A 14,032-nucleotide genomic window follows, 5' to 3' on the forward strand; every position below is an offset into this window, starting at 1 on the left:
GTGGGCTCGCGGCAGCTGTTGTTCAAGACCCTGTACCGGTTCGGCTTCGTTCCGTGGGATGGTCATCCGCTGCCGACGAGCCTCACCGAGTTGATCGAAGGCGTCGAGGGAAGCGCGCCGTTGCCTGCCTCGACGGCGCTCGACCTGGGCTGCGGAACCGGCGACAACTCCATCTATCTCGCCAAGCACGGCTGGCGGGTCACCGGAATCGATTTCATCGCCAAGGCGGTGGACAAGGCGCGGACAAAGGCGGCCGCCGACAACGTCGACATCCGCTTCGAACAGGGCGATGTCACCCGGCTCTGCCAGGAGGGCGTCGGTTCGAATTTCGCATTGATCGTCGACAACGGCTGTCTGCACGGCATGAGCGACGACGACCGCTACTACTATGTTCGTGAGGTGACGGCCACTGCCGCGCCGGGGGCACTGCTGTTGCTGGTCGAGTTCGTTCCCGGCGCCTCGAAGGGCGTGCCGGGCATCGGCGCCGACGAGGTCGAAGAGCGATTCGCGTCGGGCTGGACGATGCTGTCGTCGGGCAGCGAACCGTCCATGAACCACAACGGCAAGGACACGGGCCGGTACTACCTCTTTCAACGCGCTTCGTAGAGGGCGGCGACGGCAGGCAGGCTCACCTTCAGCGCCGGATTACGCGGAAGCTCGTCGACGACGGCGAACGCGACTGGCACGTTGTAGACCGGCAGCGATTGACGGACCAAATCCTTGAGTTCGTCGTCGGAGGGCACCGGCCCGCCGGGCACGGCTTCGACGGCAGCGAACGGCACCTGCCCCAGCCGCGCGTCGGGCACGCCCACCACGCATGCATCCCGCACCGCCGGATGCGAGATCAGCACTCTGCGTACGGTTTCCGGCAGGACTTTGAACCCGCCGCGATTGATGGCCCCGTCGGCTCTGCCGTGCAGCGTGACGAAGCCGTCCTCGTCGATCGAGCCGATGTCGGTGGTGCGGATCCAGTCGTCGCTGATCGCGGCGATCTTCGCCTCCAGCAGCCCACGCTCCCCGGTGCGTAGCTCGGCTCCGGTCTCGGGGTCTACGATGCGCAGCCTGGTATCCGGCAGCGCCCTGCCGACGCTGTCGCGTTTGGCGACACCGAACTCGCGGTCCATCTCGGGTGTCCATGCGCACAGCGAACCGGCGAATTCTGTTGCGCCGTAAGCCAACTTGACCGGTATGCCGTAGCGGGCCTCGAACTCGTCCCTGGTCTCCGGATCCAGCGGACCCGACGCGCTGATCAAGAAGTCCAGTGAGGCGAGGTCCTTTTCGGGCACGTCCGCGTCTAGCAGCATGCGGATCACGGCGGGTTGCACGCCCGACCGTTTGATCCCGTGCGTCTTCACCGCGTTGACCCAGCTTTCGACCGTGAACCGCTCCAGGATGACGATCCGCCTGCCGTTGTAGGCGCCCGCGATCAGCTGACATACCCCGATGCCGCCGAACTGCCAGTACGAGAACTCCGGAGGGGCACCCGGCGCGGCCGCCTCTCCGCTGGTGACGCTGAAGACGGTGCGCTCCAGCACCCGCGTCTTGATCGACTGCCGCTTGGGTGGCCCCGTGGTGCCGCTGGTCAGGATATGAAGTGCCACACCGGGTTCCGCCTCGGCGTGCCGGCGGGTGCCGTCGCGGCGTTCGAGCCCCGGAACGGGAGCGACGGTGGGTGCATGCAACGAGAGGGCGACGCCTGCGCTGCCCGCCCGCTTGGCCGCGGCGATGACCTCGTCGGTCCAGTCCTCATCGTCGGCGACGATCGCCGACAGGCACAGCGTCTCGATGTCGCGGCCGATCGACTCCGGCGACTGAAACGAGTAGATCATCGAGACGGCACGGCCTTCCGCGATGAACCCCATGATGGCCGCGGCATGCGGCAGCCGGTTGCGGACCACCAGCCCTACCGGTGCGTCGTCGGCGACCCCGGCTTCCCGCAACATCGACGCGATGGCGTCGGCATACCCGGTCACCTCGTTGCCCGAGTACCAGCGGCCGTTGTACTCGATGCACTGTCCCTCGCCGTAGCCTGCCAGGCCTGCCGCGAACCTTTCGGTGAAGGCTTCGGTCACCTTCTGACCATAGCCAAGCCCGTCGACGGGCCCGTCGCTCAGATCCCCAAGGCCGCCATCGCCCCGTCCACCGTAGCTCTGGCGTAAAGCGATTTCGGCGTGAACAGTAGCGGTGGGCGCAACCAAACACGCCGAAATCGCAACGAGGCGGAGGCATGCGGATCTTGATCGGGGGCCAGCATCGCCGGACCCGTGCTGGCCTACTGGCTGACGCGGCGAGGCTTCGACGTCACCGTGGTCGAACGCGGCCCTGCGCTGCGAAAGACCGGACGCCACGCGGTCGACCTTTTCCGTCCCGCGATAGAGATCTCGGAGCGGATGGGTGTGCTGCCGCGCATCGAGGAACACGTCACCGGGACCACGCTGCTGACGGTGCACCGGCCCTGGGCGTCCCGGCCCCGCGCGGATTGACTATTTCAAGCTCATCGGCGCGGTGTCCGACCGGCACGTCGAGATCATGCGCGACGACCTGGGCGAGATCTATTACGACGCAAGCCGTCACGATGCCGAGTACGTGTTCGGTGATCAGATCACCGCAATCGCTGACGACGGCGAGGTCTCGTTCGAGCACGGTGCGTCAGGGCGGTTCGACCTCATCGTCGGCGCCGACGGGCTGCACTCCGGAGTACGCAGGATCGTGTTCGGCGACGATGTGCCCGAACGCTTCCTCGGCGGCTACCTGTCTGTGGTTTCGGTGCCGAAGTCGCTTGCCCGAGACGCGAGATGAATGGCTACTTCGAACCCGACCGGGTCGCGATGGTCTACGCCGCCGATCACCTCGACGACGCGCGGGCGGTGTTCCTCTTCCGGCCGAGGCAGCCGTTGGACTGCGACCACCGCGACGTCGCGCGCCAGCAAGCGCAGCTGCGGGAAGCGTTCACCGGAATCTCCGCAGACGTCGACCGGTGGCTGCAGGAGGTGGAGCGGACGCCGGCGTTCTACTTCGACGAGATCACCCGGCTGGAGCTGACCACCTGGTCGCGGGGACGCGTGACGCTGGTGGGCGACGCCGGCTACTGCCCGGGTCCCGCGGTGGGAGGCAGCACCAGCCTGGCCGTGTACGGCGCCTACGTGTTGACCGGAGAGATCGCCGAAGCGGCAGGCGACCACGCCGCCGCGTTCGCGAACTACGAGCGCACGATGATGCCGTCGGTGCTCGGGAGCCGATCCATGGCGCGGGTGAATGCCAGAACTCTTGTGCCCGGCAGCCGTTGGGGGGTGGGGGCTCTCATCGGCGGCGCCCGTGCCGTCAGCATTCTTCCGCTCGGTGTGACACAGGCGCTGGGCCGCCTCAACCGCAAGGGCGTCAGGCCCTACGACTCGATGCCGCTGCCCGACTATCCCGCGGTGCCCACTCGCACCTAGGTGAAACAGCGCGAAGCCACCGAGCCTCGCTCCGGCCGAAACCCCACATCGACGGTTTCGGCATCCACTGTCGGCTACTTGGTCAGCGACTCCGGCGGATTGAAGCGGTCGCCGTAGCGGGCGGCCAGTTCCCTGGCGCGCGCCACGAAGGCGTCCTTGCCCCTGCCGCCTGCACCCTCGTAGCCGACGATGAACTGCGCGCTGCCGCCGGTGTACGGCGGGAACCCGATGCCCATGATCGAGCCGATGTTGGCGTCGGCGGTCGACGTCAGCACGCCCTCGTCGAGGCACTTCTGCGTCTCCAGCGCCTCGGCGAACAGCATGCGGTCGATCATGTCCTGCAACGGAATGCTCGCGGTTCCGGACTTGAACGTCTCCCGCAGACCGGGCCACAGACCGGTGCGCTTGCCGTCGACGTATTCATAGAAGCCGGCGCCCTTCAATCGGCTGGGCCGACCGATCTCGATCATCTTCTCGACGACCGCCTCGGCGGGATGCGGCTCGTAGGCCTGACCCGCGTCCTCGACGCCCTTACGGGTGGCCGCGGCGATCTTGTGCATCAGCTCGAGATTCAGCTCGTCGGACAGCTGCAGCGGCGGAGCCGGATAGCCGGCCTGCGAACCTGCATGCTCGATAGAAGCGGGCTCGACACCCTCACCGAGCATCGCCAGGGCCTCGTTGACGAACGTGCCGATCACCCGCGAGGTGAAGAAACCGCGGCTGTCATTGACCACGATCGGGGTCTTGCCGATCGCCAGCGTGTAATCGAAAACGCGGGCCAGCGCCTCGTCGGAAGTCTTCTCGCCCTTGATGATCTCCACCAACGGCATCTTGTCGACAGGCGAGAAGAAGTGGATCCCGATGAAGTCCTCCTGTCGCTTCACACCGGTCGCCAGACTGGTGATCGGCAGCGTGGAGGTGTTCGAGCCGAGCAGTGCGTTGGGCTCGACGATGTCCTCGATCTCACCGAACACCTTGTGCTTCAGCTCGACCGACTCGAACACCGCCTCGATGACGAAGTCGACGCCCTTGAAGTCCGCGGCGTCGGCCGTCGGCGTGATGCGGTCGAGCAGCGCCTTGGACTTCTCCTCAGTGGTCTTGCCCCGCTCGAGCGCCTTGGCCTCCAGCTTCTCCGAGTAGCCCTTGCCCTTCTTCGCGGCCTCGATGTCGACATCCTTGAGCACCACGTCGAATCCGGCCTTCGCCGAGACGTAGGCGATGCCCGCGCCCATCATGCCCGCGCCGAGCACACCGATCTTGGTGATCGGCGTCTTGCCGATGCCCTCGGGTCGCGACCCGCCGCCGGTGATGTGCTGCAGGTCGAAGAAGAACGCCTGGATCATGTTCTTGGCGACCTGACCGGTGACCAGGTGGGTGAAGTAGCGGCTCTCGATGCGGCTGGCGGTGTCGAAGTCCACCTGCGCGCCCTCGACGGCGGCATCCAGAATGGCCCGCGGTGCGGGCATCGGCGCGCCCTTGAGCTGCTTCTTCAGCAGCGCAGGGAACGACGGCAGGATGCCGGCCAGCGCAGGGCTGGCCGGGGTACCGCCGGGCATCTTGTAGCCCTTCTGGTCCCACGGTTGGGTATGCGCGTCGGGGTTGGCCGTGATCCACGCCTTGGCGGCGGGCACCAGTTCCTCGACCGAGCCGACCAGCTCGTCCACCAGGCCGTTCCCCTTGGCCTGTGCGGGCTTGAAGCGAGTGCCCTGCGACAGGATGTTCATGAACGCGTTCTGGATGCCGAACATCCGCACGGTGCGGGTCACCCTGCCACCGCCCGGCAGCAGGCCGAGCGTCACCTCGGGGAAGCCGACCACGAGGCCCTTGACGTCGGCGGCGATGCGGTGGTGACACGCCAGGGCGATCTCCAGACCGCCACCCAGCGCGGCGCCGTTGATCGCCGCGACGACGGGTTTGCCCAGAGTCTCGAGCGTGCGCAGGTCGGCCTTGATGCTCTCGACCGTGCTGAAGAACTCGCCCGCATCCTCGGGCTGAGCCTTGACCATTGCGGTGAGGTCGCCGCCGGCGAAGAAAGTCTTCTTGGCGCTGGTGATGACGACGCCGGTGATCGAATCCTTCTCGGCGACAAGGCGTTCGACCGCCTTGTGCATGGACTCCTGGTAGTGCTCGTTCATCACGTTGGCCGAGCCGGTCGGGTCGTCCAACGTCAGGGTGACGATGCCGTCGGCATCCTTGTCCCAACCGATCGTGTTCTCTGCCATGGCCTTAAACCCTCTCGATGATGGTCGCGACACCCATGCCGCCGCCGATGCACAGCGTGATCAGCGCGCGTCGCGCGTTGCGGCGCTCGAGCTCGTCGACCATGGTGCCGGTGATCATGGCGCCGGTGGCGCCGAGCGGGTGGCCCATCGCGATGGCGCCACCGTTGACGTTGAGCTTCTCGTCGGGAATGTCGAGGTCCTTCTGGAACTTCAGAACCACGGACGCGAACGCCTCGTTCAGCTCGAACAGGTCGATGTCGTCGACCGTCAGGCCCGCGCGGTCGAGCACCTTTTTGGTGGCAGGCGTCGGGCCGGTGAGCATGATGACGGGGTCGGCGCCGCTGGTCGCGGTCGCGACGATGCGCGCCCGGGGCGTCAGGCCCTGCGACTGTCCGGCCTTCTCACTGCCGACGAGCACCAGCGCGGCGCCGTCGACGATCCCCGAGCTGTTCCCGCCGGTGTGTACGTGGTTGATCTTCTCGATCCAGTGGTACTTCTGCAGCGCCACGTCGTCGAAGCCGCCCATTTCGCCGATGCCGTCGAACGCGGTCTTCAGCTTGGCCAGACCCTCCATCTTGGTGTCGGGCCGCATGTGCTCGTCGTGGTCGAGGATGATCAGGCCGTTCTGGTCGCGGACCGGGACGACGGACTTGGCGAAGTAGCCGCCCGACCATGCCGCGGCGGCCTTCTCCTGCGACCGCAGCGCGTAGCGGTCGACGTCTTCACGCGAGAAGCCCTCGATGGTGGCGATCAGGTCGGCACCGATGCCCTGGGGCACGAAGCCGATGGTGTAGTTGGTCTCGGGGTCGGTGGCCCATGCGCCGCCGTCGGAGCCCATCGGCACGCGGCTCATCGACTCGACACCGCCTGCCAGCACCAGGTCGTCCCAGCCGGAGCGCACCTTCTGCGCGGCGGTGTTGACCGCTTCGAGGCCGGACGCGCAGAACCGGTTGAGCTGGAAACCGCCGGTGGTCTCGGGCAGCTTCGCCACCAGAGCGGCGGTCCTGGCGATGTCGCCACCCTGATCCCCGACGGGCGAGACGACGCCGAGAATCAGGTCGCTGATCAGATTCTCGTCCAGATCGGGAAAGCGCGACCGCAGCTCGTCGACCAGTCCTACGACCAGGTTGACCGGCTTGACCTCGTTGAGGGCGCCGTTCTTGTTCTTGCCGCGAGGCGTGCGAATCGCCTCGTAGATGAAGGCTTCTTCAGACATGAAGATGTTCCTGTCCAGACGGGGTTGGTTGGGAGTCCTGCCCACATGGGCGGTTGTCCTCTACGCGCCAGCCTAACAGCGCCTCCCAACTCGTTGGTTGGGAGGTTCGTCACGCCCAAACTCACATTTGGGCGAGAAAGTTCGAGCGGAACGCGCCAATATGTCGATTTCGACGCGGCGTCACGCGACTTCGAGCGAATCGGCGTCGGCGAGCGTCGGGTAGTCGGTGTAGCCAGCCGGCCCCGAGGAGTACAACGTTGCGCCGTCGGGCTCGTTGAGGTCGGCACCGAGCGTAAGGCGGTCGATGAGATCGGGGTTGGCGAGGTAGGAGCGGCCGACGGCGGCTACGCCGATGACGCCCCAGTCCACGAGGTTCTCCAGCTCGCAGAAGTTGGTCTGGATCTCCCGCGGAGTGTTGAGCACCAGCGTGCCCTCCCACACAGCGCGGACGACGGCGAACGCCGGCTGCGTCGGCTCGATCAACAGATGCAAGTATGCCAACCCCAGCGGCGCGATGCGGTTGAGCAACGCCTCGTAGGCCGCGATTTCGTCGACTTCGCGCATGTCGCCCGCGCCGTTTCCGGGCGAGATTCGCAGGCCGACCCGTCCGGCACCGACCTCGTCGACGACGGCCTCGACCACTTCGGCGGTCAACCTGGCGCGGTTGTGGGCCGACCCGCCGTAGGCGTCGTCGCGCCGGTTGGTCACATCGGAAAGGAACTCGTGCAGCAGATAGCCGTTGGCCGAGTGGATTTCGACGCCGTCCATGCCCGCGTCCACAGCGCGGCGCGCGGCCGCGCGGAAGTCGGCGACGATGCCTGCTATCTCGGCGGTGCGCAGAGCACGCGGCACCGGAAGCGGTCTCCTGCCCGTCGGCGTGTGTGCCGACAGGTCGGCGGCGACGGCAGACGGGGCGACCGTCTCGACACCGCTGATCTCGGGATGTCCCATCCGCCCGACGTGCCACAGTTGAACGAACATCCGGCCGCCGGACTCGTGCACGGCGTCGGCGATCTCGGCCCACCGCCGCTGATGCCGATCGGTGAACATGCCGGGCGTGTTGAGGTATGCGCCGTTGGCTGCCGCTGACACCGCGGTCGCCTCGCTGATGATGAGGCCCGCCGAGGCACGCTGCGAATAGTAGAGCGCGGCCAGCTCCGAGGGCGTCGCGTCGGGTTCAGCGCGGCTGCGGGTCAACGGAGCCATGAACAGTCGGTTGGCAACGGGGACGTCGCCGACGGTGACGGGACGCAGAAGTGCCGAGTTCTCGCTGAGGGTGAACGCCATGTCGCACTCAGCGCAGCGAAGGCGGCTTTCATTCCTGGCCTACGCTCACAACCCATGACGGTGCCCAATGTCGCAGGCCGCGCGGCGACGGTTAAGCGGCTGCAGCCCTATGCCGTGACGGTCTTCGCCGAGATGTCGGCGCTGGCGGCCCGCGTCGGCGCGGTGAATCTGGGTCAGGGTTTTCCCGACGAGGACGGCCCACCCGCGATGCTCAAGACCGCCGAGAACGCGATCGCCGAAGGCGTCAACCAGTACCCGCCGGGCATGGGCATCGCGCCGCTGCGCGAAGCGATCGCCGCACAGCGCAAGCGGCAGTTCGGCACGGAGTACGACCCGGACACCGAGGTGCTGGTCACCGTCGGCGCCACCGAGGCGATCGCCGCGTCGGTGCTCGGGCTCGTCGAGCCGGGCTCCGAGGTGCTGCTGATCGAGCCGTTCTACGACTCCTACTCCCCCGTCATCGCGATGGCATGCTGCGAGCGCCGCGCCGTGCCGATGATGCCCGACGGGCGCGGCTTCACCATCGACGTCGAAGCCCTGCGGCGGGCCGTGACGCCCCGCACCAGGGCCTTGATCCTCAACTCGCCGCACAACCCGACCGGGATGGTGGCCTCCGACGCCGAACTGCGGGCGCTGGCGAAGCTCGCAGTGGACGCCGACCTACTGGTCATCACCGACGAGGTCTACGAGCATCTGGTGTTCGACGGCCGCCGCCATCTACCGCTGGCCAACTATCCCGGCATGGCGGGCCGGACGGTCACCATCTCGAGCGCTGCCAAGATGTTCAACGTCACCGGCTGGAAGATCGGATGGGTTTGCGGGGCAGCAGATCTCGTCAACGGTGTGCGGGCGGCCAAGCAGTATCTGAGCTATGTCGGCGGTGCGCCGTTCCAGCCGGCGGTGGCTCAGGCGCTGAATACCGAGGAGTCGTGGGTGGCGGCGCTGCGTGAGTCCTTACAAGCCAAGCGTGACCGGCTGGGCACGGCGCTCGACGAGCTGGGATTCGAGGTGCACGACAGCTACGGCACGTACTTCCTCTGCGCCGACCCCCGAGCGCTCGGATATGACGACAGCACCGCATTCTGCGCCGAGCTGCCGGAGAAGGCGGGCGTGGCGGCGATCCCGATGTCGGCGTTCTGCGACCCGGGCGCCGAGCACGCAGGCGCGTGGAATCATCTCGTGCGCTTCGCTTTCTGCAAACGCGACGAGACCCTGGATGAGGCCATCCGACGGCTCGCGGTGCTTCGCCGGGGTTGACGGACCTCGCGGTCAGGGCTGTTTCTGCCCTGGGATGCCCTCGTAGGCGATGTCACCGGTCTCGAGATTCTTGTTGGTGAGTTCCACCAGGCCGTCGAGGAACTTCTGCCGTTCGGTCACCACGTGCTGGATGGCGACGTCGACGTTGTCCTTGGTGATGGCCGGCATGACGTACACCGGGTCGGCGTTGACCTGCTCACCCTTGGCCAACTTGCTGGCGACGGCCAGACCCGAGGCGAGTTCGACAGTGCCGTTCTGCAGCGACGTTCCGATGAACTCCCCGCTCTTGACCGCATTGAGGCCGTCCTCGATGCCGTCGATGCCGACGATCGGCACGTCGTTGCGGCCGACCTCCTTGAGCGCCTGCAGGGCGCCGAGTCCCATGTCGTCGTTCTGTGCGACCACGCCGTTGATCTGGGTGCCGAAGCCGGAGATCCAGTTCTTCGTCTTGTTGACGGCCTCGTCGCGCTTCCAGTTTGCGGTGTCCTTGGCCAGCACCTTGATGCCGGGGTACTTCGCCAGCACCTGCTCGATTCCCTTGCTGCGGTCCAGTTCGCCGGACTGCCCCAGCGGCCCCTGCAGGATCACGATGTTGCCCCGGCCGCCGAGGCGGTCGGCCATCATCTGCATTTCCTGTGCCCCGGCGGCTACGTCGTCCGGCTGAACATTGCCTGCGATGTCCTTGCTCTGAAGCGCCGCGTTGACCGGCACCAACGGGATTCCCTTGGCCTTGGCTGCCGCGACCTGCGGGGCGAGCGAATCCGCTTGCACCGGAACGACGATGATGGCGTCGACGCCCTGGTTGATCATCGAGTCGACTTGGCTGGCCTGGGTGGACACGTCGAGATTGGCCGAATTCCACACCAGCTCGATGTTGTTGGCCTTGGCGTAGGTGTCCATGCCCTCCTTGCCTGCGGTGATGAACGAGCTCATGTCGTACACCGAGACGCCGACCCTCGTTGCGCCGCTCTTGGATTCGGTATCGCCTGCGCCACAGGCCGTCAGGCTCATCGCGATCGCTGCGGCCGAGCCGACTGCAGTGATCTTCGCTGCCAATCTCATCTTTTCTCACTTTCGTAGTGGTGACCGGATTCGGTTAGCCGCCAAGCGATCATGTGCGTCGTCGGGTTGACCACACGTCGACCGCCACCGCCGCGACGATGAGGACGCCCTTGATGACGTCCTGCCAGTAGGCCGGCACCACCAGGATGTCCAGGCCGTTGTTCAGCGTCTGGATGATGAACAGGCCCAGCACCGTTCCCCAAATCGTGCCGCGTCCGCCCATCAGGCTGGCCCCGCCGATGACCACCGCGGCGATGGCGTCGAGTTCGTAGCCTTGACCGAGGTTGGGCGGTCCCGAGATCACCCGGGACGCCAGCATGACGCCGGAGATGCCGGCGAGCAGGCCGGACAACGCGTACACGCTGAACAGAACATTCTTGGCGTTGATCCCGGCGATCTCGGCGGCGTTGCGGTTGCCGCCAACGGCATAGATGCGCATGCCGTATGTGGTGCGGCGCATCACCGTCCCGAGCACGACGATGCCGACGATCATCACGAGAACCGGAATCTGCAGGCCGAAGATCTTGGTGTTGGCGATGGAGCCGAACTCCGCGGGAAGACCGTTGATCGGCGCTCCGCCACCGATGACATAGGCAAGCCCGGAGCCGGCCGTCAGCGTACCAAGGGTCGCGATGAATGGTGGAACGTTGATGCGCGACACCAGGAGTCCGTTGACCGAGCCAACCGCCAGACCGACGACCATCGCCACCAGCACGGTCATCCAGACTTGCCCAGGGTTGGCCTTGGCCGTTGCGGCGGCGGCCATCGCCGACACCGCAATCACGCTGCCCACCGACAGATCGATGCCGCCGGTCAGCACGACCAGCGTCTGGCCCAGCGCGATGAGTGCAAACGGCGCCGCCGCGACCAGGATGGTCACCAGGTTGTCGACCGTACTGAAACGCGCACTGCGGTAACTGAAATACGCGATGACCAACAGGATGATGATGACCATCGAGTAACGCAGGGCGATGCCGGCGAACCACTCGCGGGAGAACAACCGAACGGCTTCGCCGGTGGTGGGCGACGCGACGACCGGCGGTCCCGAGGACTCCGAAGCGTCGTCGGTTTCGGTTTGCACTGTCACGATGCTGCCTCCGATGACTCGGGCCGGTCCCCGGCGATGGATGCGGGCGCGTCCGGCGCGCCGGTGGCACCTTTGAGCGAAGTCGCCATCCGGAACACGGAGTCCTGGACCGCGGGATGATCGAGCGCGTCCCGGTCGAGTTGGCCCACGAACGCGCCGCCACGCATGACGAACGCCCGGTGCGAGAGGCCGATGATCTCCGGCATGTCCGACGATGCCATCAGCACGGCCATGCCGGCCGCGGCGAACTGGGCGATGACGCGGTAGATCTCGCTGCGCGCGCCGACATCCACTCCGCGCGTTGGTTCGTCAAGCAGCAGGACGTTGACCTCGCCGGTGAGCCACCGGGCCAGCACCACCTTCTGTTGGTTTCCGCCCGACAGCGTCCCCACGAGTTGACTCATCCCACTACTGCGCAATCGCACCGATTCCATCGCTTCGTTGACGGCGGCGGTCCGCGCCTTGCCGCGCAGCCAGCCGGCAATGCTGAACGACGACAGCCGGGGCAGTGATCCGTTGTCGAGCACGCTCATCGACAACACCACGCCGGAGATCTTGCGATCCTCGGGCACCATCGCCATGCCTTCCGCGATTGCGGCGGCCGGCGAATTTCGCTTGACCCGGCGTCCCCGCACCACGATCTCGCCTGCGGTGGTGTGTCTGGCGCCGAAGATCGCCTCCAGCAGTTCGGTTCGTCCAGCACCGACCAGACCGGCGAGCCCGACGATCTCCCCGGCGTTCACCGTGAGCGACACCGGCGCGGTGGCACCATCGACGTGTAGATCGCGGACCTGTAGCACGGGTTCGGAGGTCGGTTCGACGCGATCGGGGAAAAGCGCGTCCAGTTCGCGGCCGATCATCGCGGTGACGATGTCGTCCTCGGACACGTCGGCCACCGACTCGTCCATGACCAGGACCCCGTCCCGCAGGACAACGACCCGATCCGCGATCGCCTGGATCTCGGCCATCTTGTGGGTGGTGTAAACCATCGCGACCCCGTGCTCGCGGAGTCGGCGCACGATGGCGTACAGGCCTTCAATTTCGCGCTCGGAGATGGCCGACGTGGGCTCGTCGAGCATCACGACATGCGCACCCGTGCGGGCGGCCTTCACGATCTCCACGATCTGCCGCAGACCCACCGGAAGGCTGCCCATCCGTGCGGTGGGCGAGATCGCCACGTCGAACGCCGACAGCGTCTCGGCAGCCTGGTCGATCATCGCCCGGCGGTTCAGAAACGGGCCCCGGCGCAGTTCCCGGCCGACGAAGAGGTTCTCATAGACCGTCATGTCCTCGATCGAAGCCAGTTCCTGCGGCACGATGGCCACGCCGTGCCGCACCGCATCGCGGGTGTTGCCGGGGGCGAGGTGGATGCCCTGTACCGACACGTTGCCTTCGTCGGCAACGTACTGGCCACTGACGATCTTCATCAGCGTGGACTTGCCCGCGCCGTTTTCGCCTGCCAGCGCGGTGACGGTGCCGGGTTCGAGGTACAGCGTGATGCCCTTCAATACGGGAACGCCGCCAAAGCTCTTCTTGATGTCCGCGCATTCGAGTAATGCCTGCGCCACCGAGATCTCCCTTGATCGATGCCCTCGCGGACAGACGTTACGTTCCCAATCGCGACGAGGTGTAACCATCGTCACAATCGGGTAGTTTCGAATCGGTGTCCGATCACGCAGTGGATCTCGACTTCCGCCTGGACGACAGGGTTGCCCTCGTAACCGGCGGCGCATCGGGAATCGGTGCCGCCATCGGCGATGCGCTGGCCGTCAAGGGCGCCCGAATCGCGGTCGCGGATCTCGCCGAAGGTAGCGAGTTCCATTGTGATGTCAGCGATCCCGACTCCGTGACCGCAACGGTCACTGCGGTGGTCGAAGCGCACGGTCGGATCGACATCCTGGTCAACAGCGCGGGCATTGTGCGGCTCGGTCCCGCCGAGGAGTTGTCGGTGAGAGACTGGGAAGCCACCATCGCGGTGAACCTCACGGGTACGTTTCTGATGTGCCAGGCGGTCGGCGCGCACATGCTCGCCGCCGGTCGCGGCGTCATCATCAATATGGCGTCCCAGGCCGCCAGTGTCGCGCTCGACGCGCACATCGCGTATTGCGCCTCGAAGTTCGGTGTAGTCGGCGTCTCCAAAGTCCTTGCCGCTGAATGGGCGGGCCGGGGCGTTCGGGTCAACACCATCTCCCCGACGGTGGTACTGACCGAGCTCGGACACCAGGCGTGGGACGGACCCAAGGGGGACGCACTCAAGAAGCTCATACCCTCGGGCCGCTTCGCCTACCCCGACGAGATCGCCGCGGCCGCGGTCTATCTGGCCTCCGACGCCGCGGGCATGGTCAACGGCGCCGACCTGATCATCGATGGCGGCTACACGATCAAGTAGGTGCGCGGGCGTGGCGCCGACTCGGTGCGAACATCACCAATACACTCGGCGCGCTGCGAGGGCGTAAACCTTCTG

Annotated in this window: 10 protein-coding genes and 1 pseudogene; 4 read left to right on the top strand and 7 right to left on the bottom strand. The window is 66.4% G+C overall.

Going from position 1 to position 14,032, the window contains the following annotated elements:
• Positions 1–606: a class I SAM-dependent methyltransferase gene (locus tag QOC76_RS24710; protein ID WP_526361376.1), complete on the top strand. Its 606-nt coding sequence runs from the start codon at positions 1–3 to the stop codon at positions 604–606.
• On the opposite strand, the gene QOC76_RS24715 is transcribed toward QOC76_RS24710, so the two are convergent.
• Positions 591–2,072 (bottom strand): class I adenylate-forming enzyme family protein, encoded by a 1,482-nt coding sequence (locus QOC76_RS24715; RefSeq protein ID WP_526361378.1) that lies wholly within the window; start codon positions 2,070–2,072, stop codon positions 591–593. The two genes, QOC76_RS24710 and QOC76_RS24715, sit on opposite strands and share 16 nt — an antisense overlap.
• 180 nt (positions 2,073–2,252) lie before the next feature.
• Here QOC76_RS24715 and QOC76_RS24720 point away from each other — a divergent pair.
• Positions 2,253–3,437, top strand: a pseudogene (locus tag QOC76_RS24720) (FAD-dependent oxidoreductase).
• A 74-nt stretch (positions 3,438–3,511) separates the two neighbouring features.
• Here QOC76_RS24720 and QOC76_RS24725 read toward each other — a convergent pair.
• The 3 genes from QOC76_RS24725 to QOC76_RS24735 form a co-directional block, all read right to left on the bottom strand.
• Complete coding sequence (locus tag QOC76_RS24725; protein ID WP_526361380.1) at positions 3,512–5,659, bottom strand: 3-hydroxyacyl-CoA dehydrogenase NAD-binding domain-containing protein; 2,148 nt, start codon at positions 5,657–5,659, stop codon at positions 3,512–3,514.
• A gap of 4 nt (positions 5,660–5,663) precedes the next feature.
• On the bottom strand, positions 5,664–6,875 hold the full coding sequence (locus QOC76_RS24730; protein WP_526361382.1) for an acetyl-CoA C-acetyltransferase: 1,212 nt from the start codon (positions 6,873–6,875) through the stop codon (positions 5,664–5,666).
• Positions 6,876–7,055: 180 nt separating this feature from the next.
• Entirely contained in the window at positions 7,056–8,162 is a 1,107-nt protein-coding gene (locus QOC76_RS24735; protein WP_526361384.1) for an oxidoreductase, read from the bottom strand.
• Between the two features lie 54 nt (positions 8,163–8,216).
• Between QOC76_RS24735 and QOC76_RS24740 the strand changes: the two genes are divergently transcribed.
• Positions 8,217–9,419, top strand: a complete 1,203-nt coding sequence (locus QOC76_RS24740; protein WP_526361386.1) for a pyridoxal phosphate-dependent aminotransferase — start codon at positions 8,217–8,219, stop codon at positions 9,417–9,419.
• Positions 9,420–9,431: 12 nt separating this feature from the next.
• Here the strand turns inward: QOC76_RS24740 and QOC76_RS24745 are convergent, their stop codons facing one another.
• From QOC76_RS24745 to QOC76_RS24755, 3 genes are read right to left on the bottom strand one after another with little or no spacing between them, the layout of a single operon-like run.
• Positions 9,432–10,481, bottom strand: a complete 1,050-nt coding sequence (locus tag QOC76_RS24745) for a substrate-binding domain-containing protein (RefSeq protein ID WP_526361388.1) — start codon at positions 10,479–10,481, stop codon at positions 9,432–9,434.
• A 49-nt stretch (positions 10,482–10,530) separates the two neighbouring features.
• Positions 10,531–11,562, bottom strand: coding sequence for an ABC transporter permease (locus tag QOC76_RS24750; RefSeq protein ID WP_526361487.1), 1,032 nt, complete (start codon positions 11,560–11,562; stop codon positions 10,531–10,533).
• Positions 11,563–11,564: 2 nt separating this feature from the next.
• The gene (locus tag QOC76_RS24755) at positions 11,565–13,136 is read right to left on the bottom strand and encodes a sugar ABC transporter ATP-binding protein (RefSeq protein WP_526361390.1); all 1,572 of its coding nucleotides are present in this window, start codon (positions 13,134–13,136) and stop codon (positions 11,565–11,567) included.
• A 95-nt stretch (positions 13,137–13,231) separates the two neighbouring features.
• Here QOC76_RS24755 and QOC76_RS24760 point away from each other — a divergent pair, with 95 nt between their 5' ends.
• Positions 13,232–13,957, top strand: coding sequence for an SDR family NAD(P)-dependent oxidoreductase (locus QOC76_RS24760; protein WP_526361393.1), 726 nt, complete (start codon positions 13,232–13,234; stop codon positions 13,955–13,957).
• The last annotated feature ends 75 nt before the right edge of the window (positions 13,958–14,032 follow it).

The organism is Mycobacterium sp. (genome assembly GCF_032159565.1).
In the GTDB taxonomy this organism is placed as follows: Bacteria; Actinomycetota; Actinomycetes; order Mycobacteriales; family Mycobacteriaceae; genus Mycobacterium.